The following is a 15,124-nucleotide window of genomic DNA, read 5'->3' on the forward strand; positions in this document are numbered from 1 at the left end:
GCACCGTGCGCGCACCGCTCGCCGCACCCCGCGGGGTCGCCGGGCGGGCACGAGCACGGCCCCATATGCCGAGGGGAGCGGCCGCAGCCGCTCCCCTCCGCGCGATTCAGCGGCGCAGACCGAGTCGCTGGATCAGCGAACGGTAGCGCGCGATGTCCACCTTGATCAGGTAGTTGAGCAGCCGGCGGCGACGCCCGACCATGAGCAGCAGACCGCGCCGCGAGTGGTGGTCGTGCTTGTGGAACTTCAGGTGCTCGGTCAGCCCGGTGATCCGCCGGGTCAGCAGCGCGACCTGAGCCTCCGGCGAACCGGTGTCGCTCTCGTGCACACCGTACTCGGCCAGGACCTGCTTCTTCTCCGCAGTGGACAAAGCCACGAGTGAACTCCTTGTCAAAACGTCCCGTGGTTCCCGTCAGCCCGCATCACCCGGGCCACGACCCGCGGAACCGGGCTCCGCACGAACGCGGGCCCTCCACGGGTCACGGACCCGCCGCGGGTCACAGACCCTCGCAGGTCGCGGGGCGGCCGCCACGGACCGCAGCCGTCCCGCCATCAGGGTATCAGGGGCGCTGCGCCGGGCAGCCGAAGCTGCCGCACACCGCGGCTGCCGCACCCCGCGGCGCCGTCCCGCGGGGTTCACCCCGACGAGCCCGCCGAGGAAGCGGTCCCCACGGGAACGCGGTGCAGCACGCCGTACTCCGGACCGGACTCGCCGGGATCGCTGCGCACCAGGGTGATCTCGGGCACGTCCCACTGCGGCCCCGCGTACCCCTCGAAGAACCCGGTCAGCGCCCGCCCCGGTTTGCCGTTGCTCCAACGCGCGACCGTCAGGTGCCCGCGGTAGCCCTCCGGGTCCCCGCCCGCGATGCGCACGAGTTCGCCGAGCACCGCCGCGTCCGCGTTCGTGGCGGGCTCCACCCCGATCCACAGCACGCTGCGGAACGCGCCGGCACCGGCCAACCGCAGCCGCGGCGGCGCGACCTCGGCCTTCACCAGTTCCGCCGCCTCCCTGTCCAGTCGTTCGGCGATCTCGTCGGGATCGGCGGCATCACCGTGGAAGCACAGCGTCAGGTGCCAGCGGTCGGCCGGTATGAAGCGGAACTGGCGCAGTCCCCGGGACAGCTCGGCGACCTGCCGCTCCGACAGTTCCGCGATCTCCGCCGCCAGGTGGTCGACCGCCACTTCCGAGGGCCACAGCGCGGTGAACAGCCGCATACGCCTTCCGTGCCTCGTCGCGAACTCGCCTCGAGCACCTCCGCCCGGCGCGTTCGGTGCTGCCGCGGGCGGACGCGTCTCCTTCGGTGTGCTGTCCCATCGTGCCCCGACGCCCCGGCCGGGCGCGATGCCCCCCGCCGGTCGATGCCCCCACCGGGCGCTCCCGTCAGACGCGGCACCGTTCAGGCTCTCCCGCCCGGGTGCGGCACCCGTCACCAGGTCTCCGGGCGCACCGCCCGCCGCAGGAAATCCGCCAACTCCGGATGCCGGGAGGCCAGCAGCCGGGCGGCCGACTGCAGCTCCTGCGGCTCGGCCACCTCGCGCAGCACCGAGCACGCGATCTCCTCCCGCGCACTGCTGGACACCGGTAAGTCGTCGCGGCCCACGGTCGGTTGGGAGTGCCGCACATCCTCCAGAGCCCGTCCGATCGCCTCCGCGTCCCCGCAGGCGACGCCGGGGATGAGCACCTTGCGCTCCAGCATCACCAAGCGCGCCAGCACCGACGGGTTGCCGATCTTCGCGCGGCCGCCGCTCATGACCTGGCTGAGCATCGGCGGGCTGATGCCCAGCACCCCCGCCAGCTGCGACTGCGAGATCCGGAAGGCCACGACGAGCCGGCGCACCCGATCGCCCAGCGGTTCCCCATACCACTTCCGCTGCAACTCGCGGTTCCGCCGCACGGTGTCGCGCTTGGCCATCGTTCTCCCGGATCGGCTTGCCGACCGCGCTCGCGGGCGGCTTCGGGCCTGAATCCTGCCAGCCCGGCAGGTCGAAAAGGTCCGGAATCGCCAAATCGCTCCGCGCGGAGCCCGTTCGTCCCGCCGCGTGCCGCGCCGCTGCGGAAACTCACCCCGCCGCTGCGGCGACTCACCCCGCGGCGAGCGCCGTCCGCGTGTCGGCGACGTCCTGCCGCATCTGGTGCATCAGGGCCTCGGTGGACTCGTAGCGCTCCATCGGGCGCAGCCGCCGCACGAAGTCCAGGTCGACGTACTCGCCGTAGAAGTCCCCGGACGCGTCGAGCACGTACGCCTCGACGGTGCGCTCCGTGCCGGAGAACGTCGGGTTGCTGCCGACCGAAACCGCGGCGGGAAGCGGCGCGCTGCCGTCCTCCTCGCGGTCGCGGCGGTGCGTGAACCAGCAGGCGTACACGCCGTCGGCGGGGATCGCCGCGAACTCCGGCATGGACAGGTTCGCCGTGGGAAAGCCCAGTTCCGCGCCGCCGCGGCCCACACCGCGCACCACGATCCCCTCGAGCCGGTGGTAGCGGCCCAGCGCCGCCGCAGCGGCCACCACGCCCCCCGCGTCCACGCAGGACCGGATGAACGTCGAGGAGAAGGTCACCTCCGCAGCGCCCGCTTCGTCGCGGGGCGTCGGACCGGAGAGCAGGCTGTCGGTGGCCACGTCGAAACCGAACCGCTCCCCGAGCTGCGCGAGCGTGTCGATCGTGCCGGCGGCCTTGTGCCCGAAGGTGAAGTTCTCACCGACGACGACCTCGGCCACGTGCAACCGCTCCACGAGCAACTGGTGCACGAAGTCCTCCGCGGAGACCCGCGCGATCTCCTGGGTGAACGGCAGCACGCAGAACACGTCCACGCCGAGCTGCTCGACCAGTTCAGCACGCCGGCGCAGCGTCGTCAGCTGAGCCGGGTGGCTGCCCGGCCGCACCACTTCCATCGGGTGCGGGTCGAAGGTGAGCAGCACGCACGGCACACCGCGTCGGCGGGCGCGGCGCACCGCGTGGTGGATCAACTTCTGATGCCCTCGGTGCACCCCGTCGAAGACGCCGATCGTCACCACGCACCGGCCCCAGCCCGCGGGGATCTGCTCCAAACCACGCCATCGCTGCACGGCTCGCAAGCCTATCCCCGATGCTCCGCACGCCGCCGGGCAGGCACGCTCGCGGGCGCGGCAGCCACCGGAACGACCCGCGCGCACGCGCGACAACTGCCGCGACAACTGCGCTGCCCGGCGTGCGGAGCAGCGCCCGGTGCGCACCGACCGCACGCGGTGCGCGCACACCTCACGCGGGGTTGAGCACGAGCACCGGCTTGGCCTTGCGGCCCTCGTCGCGGACGAGGGCGACCACCGAGCCCTGCGGGTCGAACACGCCGTAGGTGCCGGGCACCTCGGCGGCCGGCACGGGCTGCCCGTGCGCGAGGGCGCGCGCAGTGCGCGCGTCCACGTTGCGGCGTTCGAAGCCGGTCTCCACCGAGCGGTCCAGGTCCAGCGAGAGCTCCGGCCGCTCCGCCAGCTGCTCGAGGGTGCGCGCCGCGGCCAGACCGAACGGGCCCACGCGGGTGCGGCGCAGCTGCGCCACGTGCGCACCCACCTCCAGCCGGGCGCCGAGGTCGCGCGCCAACGCGCGCACGTAGGTGCCCGAAGAGCACTCGACGAGCACGTCGACGTCGGTGGTGCGCTCGTTGCGGTGCACGGCGAGCACGTCGAACCGCGAGACGGTCACCGGACGCGGCTCGAGCTGGACCTCGTGTCCCTCGCGGGCCAGTTCGTAGGCGCGCCGCCCGTTGACCTTGACGGCGCTGACCGCGCTGGGCACCTGCTCGATCTCGCCGGTCAGCGCGGCCGTTCCGGAACGGACGGCCGCCTCCGGCACGGCCGAAGCGTCCTGCTCCGCCTGCACCTGCCCGTCGGCGTCCTCGGTGCTGGTGCTCACGCCGAGCCGGAGCGTGGCCAGGTACGCCTTGGTGTCCATGGCCAGGTGGCCGAGCAGCTTGGTGGCTCGTTCCACGCCGAGGACGAGCACGCCCGTGGCCATCGGGTCGAGGGTGCCCGCGTGCCCGATCTTGCGGGTGCCGAGCAGGCGCCGCGCCCGGGAGACGACGTCGTGCGAGGTCATGCCGCCGGGCTTGTCGGCGATGAGCAGGCCGGGCGGCACGGCGGGCCGTTGGGAACGGGGTTTGCGGGCGGACACGGGTTTCCATCTTCCCGCATGCCGCGACGGCACCGCCGCGGGGCCGGGTTCACGCACTTCCGGAAGGCGCGGTGGCGGATCGTAGAGTGGCATCCCGGTCAGCATCGGTCCGCAGAGGCAGAGGAGTGCACGCGTGCCTGTCCGTCCCATCCGCACGTTCGGTGATCCGGTCCTGCGTGAGCACACCGCACCGGTGACGGTCTTCGACGATCGGCTGCGGAACGTGATCACGGATCTACTGGACACCGTCGACCATCCCGGTCGGGCCGGCCTCGCGGCACCGCAGATCGGCGTGAGCGTGCGGGCGTTCAGCTACAACGTCGACGAGCAGTTCGGCTACGTCATCAACCCGGAGATCGTCGAGCTCTCCGCGGAGGAGCAGGGCGACGAGGAGGGGTGCCTGTCGCTGCCGAACCTGAGCTTTCCCACCCGCCGCGCGCAGCGGGCCGTGGTCCGCGGTGTGGACCTGCACAACGAGCCGGTGACCGTCGAAGGCGAGGGCCTCATGGCGCGCTGCCTGCAGCACGAGGTCGACCACCTCGACGGCACGGTCTACATCCAGCGGCTCGAGCCCGGGACGCGCCGCGAGGCCTACCGCCAGGTGCGCCGGCAGGACTGGTTCTGGCAACCGGCCTGATCCTGCGCCCGGCGGATTCACCAGCCTTGGTCACCCGTTGGCGCGGTCAGGAGCCCGCTACGGGGTCGCGGATTGGTGGTCGGTGCTTTGGTCGCACCGTTCGTCAGGTAAGCGGCGGAGCCGCTTCCCCTCCGCACAGGCAGGCCGAGCCGCCTGAGGTTCTCCCACCCGACCCACAACGCCAGCCAACCCGCGGACTCTCTACGGGGTCGCGGTCGAGGCGGGGGCCACGCCCACCACCGCCCAGCGGCCCGTCCACCAGCGGGCCAGCAACGTGCCCAGGCGCAGCAGCATGAACAGGCTCAGCCCGGTCCAGATCCCGGACAGGCCCCACCCGAACGCGAGCGAGATCCAGATCATCGGCAGATACCCGGTTGCCGCGCTCAGCAGGGTCGCCGTGCGCAGGAACGCGGCGTCCCCCGCGCCCAGCAGCACACCGTCCAGCCCGAACACCACGCCCGCGACCGGCTGCAACGCCACGAAGAACCACCACGCGTGCGGCACCGCGGCCAGCACGCTCGCGTCATCGGTGAACAGCCGGGGCAGCACACCGGACAACGCGGCGAACACGATCCCCAGTGCGATGCCGAAACCCAGCGCGTAGGTGGCGATCTGGCGCGCGATGCCCTTCGCGTTGCGCGCGCTGCCCGCGCCGAGCGCAGCGCCCACCAACGACTGCGCGGCGATCGCCAACGAGTCCAGCACCAGCGAGAGGAACGTCCACAGCTGCCACACGACCTGGTGCGCCGCGGCCGTGTCGGCACCCGTGCGAGCCGCCACCGAAGTCGCCGAGACGAAGCAGATCTGGAACCCGAGCGAACGCAGCACCAGGTCCCGCGCCATCCCCAGCTGCGCCCGCATCGTGCCGAAATCGGGGCGCAGCGGGACGCGTTCGACCGCGAGAGCCCGCAGGAACAGCGCAGCGCTGAGCGTCTGGCCCGCGACGTTGGCCAGTGCGGACCCCTCCATCCCGAACCCGGCGGGGTAGACGAGCAGCGGGCACAGCACGGCCGAGAGCGCGTTGCCGGTGAGCACGATCCGCAGCGGCCGCACGGTGTCCTGCACACCGCGCATCCACCCGTTGCCCGCCATGGTCACCAGCACCATCGGCGCGCCGAGCACGGCGATGCGCAGCCAGCTCGTGGCGGCCTCGGCGATCGGGCCGGCGCCGGCCATCGCACCGGCGACGGGGCCGGCGGCGAGCTGCGCGATCAGCAGCAGCACCAGACCGACACCGACCGCGAGCCACGTGGCCTGCACGCCTTCGGTGACCGCCTCGCCGCGCCGGTCGGCCCCGTGCAACCGCGCTGCCCGGGCCGTCGTGCCGTAGCTGAGGAACGTCAGTTGGCTCGACACGAGCGTGAACAGGGTGCCGCCGAGGGCGAGACCGGCCAGCGGAACAGCCCCCAGATGCCCCACGACGGCGGTGTCCACGAGCACGTACAGCGGCTCGGCCGCCAACACCCCGAGCGCGGGCACCGCCAGCGCCAGGATGCGCCGGGGGGAAACACGCCCCCGCGCAGCGTCGCGATCCACAGCGGCGCCGCGATCCACCGCGGCATCCCGGTGCGCAGCGGTGTCCTGTTCCGCGTCCGTCACACCCGATCTCCGTTCCACGCCGTGTCGATCTCCAGCGTCTAGTCTCCAACGCGCCGCCCGCGGCATCCTCGGACGATCACCACCCGTGGTTCCCCGCGGCTGGTTCCCCGGCGTCCGGTGGCAGGGGCGTCGGCAGTTCCCCGGCGTGCCGATCGCCGGCTGCCGAACCGCCCCGGCCGAGCGCATCCGTGCACAACCGCCGCGGACCCGTGCGCTCACTCCGGTGGCCGCGTCCCGGCATCCTCGGCACGGGCGCACACGGCCAGCGGCTCACGCGGGCAGGCGGACTCACCCCAGTCGCGGTGCCTGATCCAGTGCCGCGCGCAGCCGCCGCAGCACCTCGGCCCGCGAGCCGTCCATGGTGAAGCCGGAGGCGAGCTGGTGACCGCCCCCACCGCAGGAGCGCGCCGCGTGCGCCACGTCGAGCGCGCTGTCCGCGCGCAGCGACACCATCCAGCGGCCCTCGCCGATCTCCTTGAGCACCGCCGCCACCTCTGCCTCCTCGGCGCAGCGCAGCAGGTCGATGACGCTGTCCACATCGGAACCGTGCAACCCGCGGGCGGCGGACCGGCGGACCACGGCGTGCACCAGTCCCCAGCCGTGCGCCGCGGTCGGTTCGAACTCCGCGTCGGCCAGCACGCCGGAGAGCATGCCCAACCAGCGGTACGGGTGGCTGTCCATGAGCACCCGGGTCATGGCGGCCGGATCCACCCCGGCCTCGATCAACCGCGCCGCCACCCGATGCGCCTGCGCACCAGCGTTGCGGAACCCCCGCGTGTCGGTCACGAGCCCGGCGTACACGCAACGCGCGCGCACCTCGTCGAGCGGAAACCCCAGGGCGTCCAGCGTGCGCAGCGCGAGCAGCGACGTGGATTCGGCCCGGTCGTCGACCACGTGGACCGTGCCGTCGACCGCATTCGCCGTGTGGTGGTCGATGACGACCACGTCCCCGCCGGCTTCGCGCGTCGCCCGGACTCGGTCGGCGAGACCGCCGAGCCGGTGTTCAGCACCCGTGTCGCAGACGACCAGGGTGGGCGGAACGGCCGGAACCCGCTCCGGCGGCACCACCACGCCGTTGGTGTCCAATGCCAGCAGCGCCGGCGCGGGCTCGTTGATCGTGTCGAACGAAACCCGCACCGCCCGGCCCGGGGCCTGCAGCGCACCCGCCAGGGCGAGTGCGCTGCCGAGCGCGTCCGCGTCCGGGTTGATGTGCCCGAGCAGCGTGACGTCGGACGCACCGCGCAGCACGCGAGCGGCCGCGACCACCGCCTGCTCCACGTCCTCCGCCACGTCCTCCGCCGCGGCCGGCGCATGCTGGCCCGCAGGCGAATGCTGACTCACAGGCGAATGCTGACTCATGGAGTCACCTCTCGGACGGGTGCCGTCTCGTGCAGCCCCATCGGATCGCAGGCCGAGCCTCAACCTTCCTGCGCGGGTCCCCGGTCCACCTGCGCCTGCTCGGCAGCGGCCGCTTCCCCGGACTCGGCCTCGTCGGTCTCCTTCTCGGACCGGTACGGATCCGCCTCGCCGGCGGGGCTGGCGTCCGCGGCCAACCGCGCCACTTCGGCGTCGGCCTCCTTCGCCTGCGTCAACAGCTCGTCCAACCGCCTGGCCTGCGCCGGCACCTCGTCGGCCACGAACGTCAGCGTCGGCGTGAACCGCACCCCGGTCTGTTGCCCCACGCGAGACCGCAGCACACCCGTTGCCCGGGAGAGCGCGGCGACGACGCCGGAGTGATCCGCCTCCTCACCGAAGACCGTGTAGTACACGGTCGCGTCCCGCAGGTCCGGTGTCAGCTTCGCGTCAGTGATCGTCACCCTCGCCAACCGGGGGTCCTTCACCCGGTGTTGCAGCTCGGAGGCGACGATCTGGGCGATGCGCTTGGCGAGTCTGCGGGCGCGCGCCCTGTCGGCCACGGCGCACCTCCTTCACGAGAAATCCTGAAATCGCTACGAATGGTCAATCCTCGGGTCCGAGCACGCGCTGCCGCGCCGTGAGCAGATCGAGTTCGGGCCGAGCGGCGACCAGCCGTTCGCACGCTTCGAGCACCTCGCGCACGTGCCCCGCGTCCGCGGCCACCGCGGCGATGCCGAGTTCGGCGCGGCGGTAGAGCCGCTGGCTGCCCGTCTCCGCTACGGCGACGTCGAAACGCCTGCGCAGTTCCGCCAGCACGGGTCGCACGGCCGAGCGCTTCTGCTTCAGCGACCGGACATCGCCGAACAGGACATCGAGTTCGAGGGCTCCGACGAACATGGCATCCCGGGGAGAGGATCGAACAGAAGCCGGGGGTCACCGGCAGTCCCGGTGACCCCCGATCACGGCATCAGGTGCGCGGCTTCTCGCGCATCTCATAGGTTTCGATGATGTCGCCCACCTTGATGTCGTTGAACGACCCCAGGGTGAGACCGCACTCGAACCCGTCGCGCACCTCGGTCGCGTCGTCCTTGTACCGCTTGAGCGAGTTGACCGTGAGGTTCTCGGAAACCACCACGTTGTCCCGCAGCACTCGGGCCTTCGCGTTCCGCCGCATGATGCCGTCCGACACCATGCAGCCGGCGATCGTGCCCACCTTGGACGACTTGAAGGTCTCCCGGACCTCCGCGTGGCCGAGCTGGGCCTCCTCGTACTCGGGCTTGAGCATGCCCTTGAGGGCCTGCTCGATGTCCTCGGTCGCCCGGTAGATCACCGAGTAGTACCGGATCTCCACGCCCTCGCGGTTGGCGGCCTCGGCGGCCTTGCCCTCCGCTCGGACGTTGAAGCCCAGCACGATCGTGTCCTCGGCCGTGGCGAGGTTGATGTCGCTCTCGGTGATGCCGCCGACACCGCGGTGGATCACCCGGAGCTTGACCTCCTCGCCCACGTCGATCTTGTTCAGGGACTCCTCCAGCGCCTCGACGGTGCCGGAGTTGTCGCCCTTGACGATCAGGTTCAGCTGGTTGGTCTCCTGCAGCACCTTGTCCAGGTCCTCCAGGCTCACCCGCTTGCGGTTGGCGGCGTTCTGCGCCTCCCGAATCCGGGCGACCCGGCGGTCGGCGATCTGCCGCGCCACCCGGTCCTCCTCCACGACCAGGAACGTGTCCCCGGCCCGCGGAACGGAGCTGAACCCGATCACCTGGACCGGACGTGCCGGAGTCGCCTGGCGGACGTCGTCCTCCTTCTCGTCGGTCATGCGCCGCACGCGGCCGTAAGCGCCGCCGGCGACGATGGAGTCCCCGACGCGGAGGGTGCCCCGCTGCACCAGCACGGTCGCCATCGGGCCGCGGCCCCGATCGAGGTGCGCCTCGATGGCCACGCCCTGCGCCGGCAGGTTCGGGTTCGCCCGCAGGTCCAGCGTGGCGTCCGCGGTCAGCAGGATCGCCTCGCTCAGCGACTCGATGTTCTCGCCCTGCCTGGCCGAGATCTCCACGAACATCGTGGAACCGCCGAACTCCTCGGCGACCAGCCCGTACTCGGTCAGCTGCTGCCGCACCTTGGACGGGTTCGCACCGGGCACGTCGATCTTGTTGATCGCGACCACGATCGGCACCTCGGCGGCCTGGGCGTGGTTGATCGCCTCGATCGTCTGCGGCATCACGCCGTCGTCGGCGGCCACCACGAGCACCGCGATGTCCGTCGCCTTCGCACCGCGGGCACGCATGGCGGTGAACGCCTCGTGACCCGGGGTGTCGATGAACGTGATCGGTCGCGTGGTGCCCTCGAGCTCGCTGAGCACCTGGTAGGCGCCGATGTGCTGGGTGATGCCGCCGGCTTCGCGCGTTTGCACGTCGCTGCGGCGGATCGTGTCCAGCAGGCGGGTCTTGCCGTGGTCGACGTGCCCCATGACGGTGACCACCGGCGGCCGGTACTCCAGCTCCGCATCGGAGCTGCCCGGATCGCCGAAGTCCACGTCGAAGGACTCGAGCAGCTCCCGGTCCTCGTCCTCGGGGCTGACGATCTCGACCTTGTAGTTCATCTCCTGGCCGAGCAGTTCGAGCACGTCCTCGGAGACGGACTGGGTCGCGGTGGCCATCTCGCCCAGGTGGAACATGGCCTGGACCAGGGCCGCCGGGTTCGCGTTGATCTTCTCGGCGAAGTCGGTCAGCGAAGCACCACGACGCAGGCGCACGGACTCGCCGTGTCCGCGCGGCAGGCGCACGCCGCCCACCGACGGCGCCTGCATGTTCTCCATGTACTCCTGGCGCTTCTGGCGCTTCGACTTGCGACCGCGCTTGCTCGGGCCGCCCGGTTTGCCGAACGCACCCGCGGCACCGCCGCGACCGCGGCCACCGCCGCCGGGACGGCCGCGGAAACCGCCGCCGCCACCGCTGGGGGGACCGCTGGCCGGGGCACCGCCACCGCGGCCGCCCTGGCCGCCGCCGGGACCACCGCGGCCACCGCCGCCACCGGGACCGCCGCGACCGCCACCGCGGCCACCGCCGCCACTGCGACCACCGCCGGTGCCGGCACCGCCACCGCGCGGCGGGCGGGACGGCATCATGCCCGGGTTCGGACGCGAGGGCATCATGCCCGGGTTCGGACGCGAACCGCCCTCGGACTTCGATTCGGAACCGGCAGCGGGAGCCGTGCTCTCCTGCTGCTGTCCGCCCTGGTTCGACTTGCCGCCGCCCTGCTGGGGCTTGCCGCCGCCCTGGCCGCCTTGCCGCTGGCCACCGCCGCGACCACCACTGCGGCCGCCCTGGCCGCCGCCGCGCTGCTGCGGTGCGCCGCTACCGACGCCGAACGGGTTGTTGCCGACCCGCGGCGGACGCGGCCCCGGCTTGGGCGCCTGCGGCTTCGGCGGCACCACACCGGTCTCGCCGTCGCCGCCCTGCGACTGGGACCCGCCGGACTTCGGACCCGGCTTCGGGCCGGGCTTGGGCGCCTGCTTGCGCTCCTTGTCCTGCTGCTCGGGCTTGCCGCCGCTGTCCTGGGCAGCGGGCTTTTGCCGCTGCTTGGGACCGGGCTTGGGGCCCGGCTTCGGTGCGGACTTGGCCTGGTCCTGCTCCGCCGAGGCGGCGGGCTGCTGCTCGGGCTCCGGTTGCTTCGGGCCGGGCTTGGGCGCCATGTCCGACGGCTTCGGCGGGGCCGACTTCGCCTCCGCACCCTGGCCGTCCCCGGCTTCCTGGCCGGATTCGGCCGCCGAGGGCGCCGCCTTGCCCGGTGCCGCCTTCTTGCCGGCACCGGAATCGGAGGGACCGAACGCATCCCGCAGTCGCCGGGCCACCGGGGATTCCACCGTCGACGACGCCGACTTGACGTACTCGCCCTGCTCCGCGAGCTTGTTCAGTACTTCCTTGCTGGTGACACCGAGCTCCTTGGCGAGCTCGTGTACGCGGGCCTTGCCTGCCACTGCTCTCCTCGTCTGGTGAGGCCGGGCGGCAGTCCCGCACGACCTCGTCCTATCGCCGATGCGCGTTCATGGCTTCAGCTTCACGGCTGATTCATGACGGGTCGACCTGCTTTCTATCCGTCGCCTGACATGGGGATCTCCCCACGTCGGTCACACGATGAGTCGCCCGCCCGAGGCGGGTGCTCAGGTGCTCTCGCACCGCCGACGCGTCGACGGCACCTCGCACCCGCAACGCCCGGGAGAACGCCTTGCGGCGCTCCGCACGTTGCAAACAGTCAGGATCGGGGTGCAACCACGCTCCTCGACCCGAATGCCGACGTCGTGGATCGGGAACGGCGACCGGCCCTGCCGCGCCGCTGCCCGCCACCACTCGCAAGAGTGCATCAACCGACGCCCGGGACCGGCAACCCACACAGGTACGGACCGGCCCCACTATCCGGTGGCCGGACCTGTTCGCGTGGATCATGCGCTCCCTAGTGTCGATCCTGCGGGGATTCTAACCCCTCACCCTCATTCCGCCGAACCCACGGTCGGCATCTCGCCCACACCCGGATCGAAGCTCGCCGCCTCCTCCGGGGCGACCGGCACCTGCCCGGCCGTCGTGGTCGGCGAGCTCGGATCGGCATCGCTGCGGATGTCGATGCGCCACCCGGTCAACCGCGCGGCCAGCCGTGCGTTCTGACCTTCCTTGCCGATCGCCAACGACAGCTGGAAGTCCGGCACGATCACGCGCGCCGTCTTCGTCTGCTCGTCGACGACCTCCACCGATACAACCTTCGCAGGCGACAGCGCATTCCCGACGAAGGTGGCCGGGTCCTCGGAGAAGTCGATGATGTCGATCTTCTCCTGGCCCAGCTCGCTCATGACGTTGCGCACACGCTGCCCCATCGGACCGATGCACGCGCCCTTGGCGTTCACCCCGTCGAGCGTGGAACGCACCGCGATCTTCGAGCGGTGTCCCGCTTCCCGCGCCACCGAGGGCATCTCCACGGTGCCGTCGGAGATCTCCGGAACCTCCAGCGCGAACAGCCGCCGGACCAGGTTCGGATGCGTGCGCGACAGGTTGATCTGCGGTCCGCGGGCACTGCGCGAGACCCCGATCACGTAGCACTTGATCCTCGTGCCGTGCTCGTAGTTCTCCCCCGGCACCTGCTCCGCGGGCGGGATGACGCCCTCGCTCTCGCCGAACTCCACGACGATCATGCCGCGCGAGTTCGCCCGCGCGTCGCGCTGGATCACACCACCGAGGATCTCGCCCTCCTTGGTGGAGAACTCGCCGTAGGTCTTCTCGTGCTCGGCGTCCCGCAACCGCTGCAGGATGACCTGCCGGGCGGTCGTGGCCGCGATCCGGCCGAATCCCTCCGGAGTGTCGTCCCACTCCTCGGCGACGGAACCGTCCGGGGTCAGGCTGTGCGCGATCACCCGGACGATGCCGGTCTTGCGGTCCACTTCCACGCGGGCATGCGGCTGGTGCCCTTCCGTGTGCCGGTATGCGGTCAGCAATGCCGATTCGATCGCTTGCAGGACCGTTTCGAACGGGATGTCCTTGTCCCGCTCGATCGCCCGCAGCGCCGCGATGTCGACGTTCACCTCGACTCCTCCGTGTCCTCCCGGTCGTCCCCGTGTTCGGAAACGCCGCCCGCAGCCCGCTCGAGTTCTGCCAGTTCCCCCGCCGGTGGCTGCTGGAATTCCACCTCGACCACCGCGCGCTCAACCTCACGGTAAGCCACCCGGCGGATGTTTCCACCAGCCAGCACGGTCACACCCTCGTCATCGGCCTTGCCGACACGTGCTGTGATCGATTCCCCACTCGTCAGAGTGATACTGACCAGGCGGTGCCGGGAGCGCCGCCAGTGGCGCGCGCGAGTGAGCGGCCGGCTCACCCCCGGAGAGGTCACCTCGAGGGTGTACGACCCGGTGAGCACGTGCTCGTACCCGTCCAACACCTTCGACACCGCGCGGGAAACCTCGGAGATCGCATCGGTCCCCACCCCGCCGTCGGCGTCGACGACGACCTTGACCAACCGGCGGCGGCCCGCGGACTGGACGTCGAGCTCCTCCAGGTCGAAGCCCAGCGCCGCCACCGCTTCGGCGACCACGGGCTCCAGTTGCGCAGTGACCGCACCACTCGGCGGACTGGACACGTCGGGCACTCCTCGATTTCGTCATCGGGGCCTCGGCGAGACCCCCGGGGCTGCGGGTGCGTTCGCGGCGCTGACGTCCCCGTCCGTTCGGCGCCACGCCGGCGGAACGCGGAACTCACGAGCGGAACTCACGACCAGTGCTGCACGTGCCGGCCGCGGCCGTCCAGCGTAGCGCGTCGCCCGGCAGCGTGGCGCGCCGCGGGACCCGCCCGTCGACGTGCGGGCGTCCGGTGTCGACGAATCGCCGTTGCGGTTCCCCTCGACCGATCATCGCCGAGCGGCGCTGGCACGATAGTGCCCCGTGAACGTTCCCCCGCGCTCCCCCGGCCGGTTCGACCGGCGGGGCCTCCTGCGCGCCGTCACCGCCCTGCCCGCGGTCGTGGTCGGCGCCTCCGCCGCGGCGACCGGCTGCTCCGGCGAGGAGGGGCCGGATCCGCTGCTTCCCGCCGCCGAAGCCGCGAAATCCGACGCCGCGCTCGCCCGCGCCCTCGGCGAACGGCACCCCGACCTCGCCGGGGCCGCGTCGGAAGTCGCCGACGCGCGCAGCGCGCACGCCCGAGCCCTGCGGCGCGAGATCGAGCGGGTGCACCCGCCCGAGGCCGACGCACCGCCAACGCTGCCGGACGTGCCCGCCCCCGAGGTGCCCGCCGATCCCGCGGCCGGGCAGGAGCGACTGCGCCGGGCGCTGGAACGGGCCCGCGACCAAGCGGCCGCCTTCGTTCCGGGAGCGCCGCCGAACCGCGCCGGGCTGGCCGGGTCCGTCTCGGCCGGCTGCGCGTGCCTGCTGGAGGTGTTGCCATGACTCGCCTGTCCGATCCGGCCGCGCAAGCCCTGCGCAGCACGCTGAAGGCCGAACACGCCGCGGTGTGGCTGTACGGCCTGGCCCGCGCCCACGTCACCGAGCGGTCCGCCTCGGAGGCCGTGGACGAGGCCTTCGACGAGCACGAGCGGATGCGCGACGTCGCCGACCGCACCCTGCGCGAGGCCGGTGGGAACGCCCCTCCCCCGGCGCTGGCCTACGACGCGGGGGAGGACGTCGCAGACCAGACCTCGGCGATCCGCGCGGCCCTGCTCGCCGAACGCGACTGCCAGGTCGGATGGCGCTCGGTCCTGGAGAACTCGCACTCGCCCGAGCTGCGCCGCACCGCCCTGGACGGGCTCACCACCGCGGCCACCCGCAGCACCCGCTGGCGACTGGCGCTCGGCCGGTCGCCGGCAGCACCCGAATTCCCCGGCCAGCCTTGAGGGAGTTCGCGCGGCGAGGCCGGTAG

General features: G+C 72.2%; 16 protein-coding genes. 3 read left to right on the forward strand and 13 right to left on the reverse strand.

What is annotated here, in order from left to right; genetic code table 11:
- Positions 1-106: 106 nt before the first annotated feature.
- The 5 genes from rpsO to truB form a co-directional block, all read right to left on the reverse strand.
- Positions 107-376 (reverse strand): 30S ribosomal protein S15, encoded by a 270-nt coding sequence (rpsO, locus tag ACVGV2_RS15610; RefSeq protein ID WP_459163099.1) that lies wholly within the window; start codon positions 374-376, stop codon positions 107-109.
- Between the two features lie 260 nt (positions 377-636).
- Positions 637-1,215, reverse strand: coding sequence for an RNA 2',3'-cyclic phosphodiesterase (gene thpR, locus ACVGV2_RS15615; protein WP_459163100.1), 579 nt, complete (start codon positions 1,213-1,215; stop codon positions 637-639).
- A gap of 212 nt (positions 1,216-1,427) precedes the next feature.
- Complete coding sequence (locus ACVGV2_RS15620) at positions 1,428-1,913, reverse strand: XRE family transcriptional regulator (RefSeq protein WP_459163101.1); 486 nt, start codon at positions 1,911-1,913, stop codon at positions 1,428-1,430.
- Positions 1,914-2,082: 169 nt separating this feature from the next.
- Entirely contained in the window at positions 2,083-3,063 is a 981-nt protein-coding gene (locus ACVGV2_RS15625) for a bifunctional riboflavin kinase/FAD synthetase (protein ID WP_459163102.1), read from the reverse strand.
- A gap of 172 nt (positions 3,064-3,235) precedes the next feature.
- Positions 3,236-4,069, reverse strand: a complete 834-nt coding sequence (gene truB, locus ACVGV2_RS15630) for a tRNA pseudouridine(55) synthase TruB (RefSeq protein WP_459166016.1) — start codon at positions 4,067-4,069, stop codon at positions 3,236-3,238.
- A 208-nt stretch (positions 4,070-4,277) separates the two neighbouring features.
- On the opposite strand from truB, the gene def reads away from it, so the two are divergent.
- Positions 4,278-4,781, forward strand: coding sequence for a peptide deformylase (gene def / locus ACVGV2_RS15635; RefSeq protein WP_459163103.1), 504 nt, complete (start codon positions 4,278-4,280; stop codon positions 4,779-4,781).
- Positions 4,782-4,982: 201 nt separating this feature from the next.
- Here def and ACVGV2_RS15640 read toward each other — a convergent pair whose 3' ends face one another.
- The 8 genes from ACVGV2_RS15640 to rimP all read right to left on the reverse strand — a co-directional run bounded on the left by ACVGV2_RS15640 (position 4,983) and on the right by rimP (position 13,853).
- The gene (locus ACVGV2_RS15640) at positions 4,983-6,380 is read right to left on the reverse strand and encodes an MATE family efflux transporter (protein WP_459163104.1); all 1,398 of its coding nucleotides are present in this window, start codon (positions 6,378-6,380) and stop codon (positions 4,983-4,985) included.
- A 288-nt stretch (positions 6,381-6,668) separates the two neighbouring features.
- Entirely contained in the window at positions 6,669-7,670 is a 1,002-nt protein-coding gene (locus ACVGV2_RS15645) for a DHH family phosphoesterase (RefSeq protein ID WP_459166017.1), read from the reverse strand.
- Between the two features lie 128 nt (positions 7,671-7,798).
- Entirely contained in the window at positions 7,799-8,296 is a 498-nt protein-coding gene (rbfA, locus tag ACVGV2_RS15650; protein WP_459163105.1) for a 30S ribosome-binding factor RbfA, read from the reverse strand.
- A 43-nt stretch (positions 8,297-8,339) separates the two neighbouring features.
- A complete protein-coding gene (locus tag ACVGV2_RS15655; protein ID WP_459163106.1) occupies positions 8,340-8,633 on the reverse strand; it encodes a DUF503 domain-containing protein in 294 nt (97 codons plus the stop codon).
- 70 nt (positions 8,634-8,703) lie between these two features.
- Positions 8,704-11,709, reverse strand: a complete 3,006-nt coding sequence (gene infB / locus ACVGV2_RS15660; protein WP_459163107.1) for a translation initiation factor IF-2 — start codon at positions 11,707-11,709, stop codon at positions 8,704-8,706.
- A gap of 91 nt (positions 11,710-11,800) precedes the next feature.
- Complete coding sequence (locus ACVGV2_RS15665; protein WP_459163108.1) at positions 11,801-12,175, reverse strand: YlxR family protein; 375 nt, start codon at positions 12,173-12,175, stop codon at positions 11,801-11,803.
- A gap of 44 nt (positions 12,176-12,219) precedes the next feature.
- Entirely contained in the window at positions 12,220-13,299 is a 1,080-nt protein-coding gene (nusA, locus tag ACVGV2_RS15670) for a transcription termination factor NusA (RefSeq protein ID WP_459163109.1), read from the reverse strand.
- Positions 13,296-13,853, reverse strand: coding sequence for a ribosome maturation factor RimP (rimP, locus tag ACVGV2_RS15675; protein WP_459163110.1), 558 nt, complete (start codon positions 13,851-13,853; stop codon positions 13,296-13,298). The genes nusA and rimP overlap by 4 nt, the downstream gene beginning before the upstream one ends.
- Positions 13,854-14,154: 301 nt before the next feature.
- On the opposite strand from rimP, the gene ACVGV2_RS15680 reads away from it, so the two are divergent.
- Both ACVGV2_RS15680 and ACVGV2_RS15685 read left to right on the forward strand, forming a co-directional pair.
- A complete protein-coding gene (locus ACVGV2_RS15680; protein WP_459163111.1) occupies positions 14,155-14,655 on the forward strand; it encodes a hypothetical protein in 501 nt (166 codons plus the stop codon).
- Positions 14,652-15,098 carry a ferritin-like domain-containing protein gene (locus tag ACVGV2_RS15685; RefSeq protein ID WP_459163112.1) on the forward strand — a complete coding sequence of 149 codons (447 nt, stop codon included), beginning with the start codon at positions 14,652-14,654 and terminating at the stop codon, positions 15,096-15,098. Before ACVGV2_RS15680 ends, ACVGV2_RS15685 begins: the two co-directional genes overlap by 4 nt.
- Positions 15,099-15,124 lie beyond the last annotated feature (26 nt).

The organism is Bounagaea algeriensis (assembly GCF_054491375.1).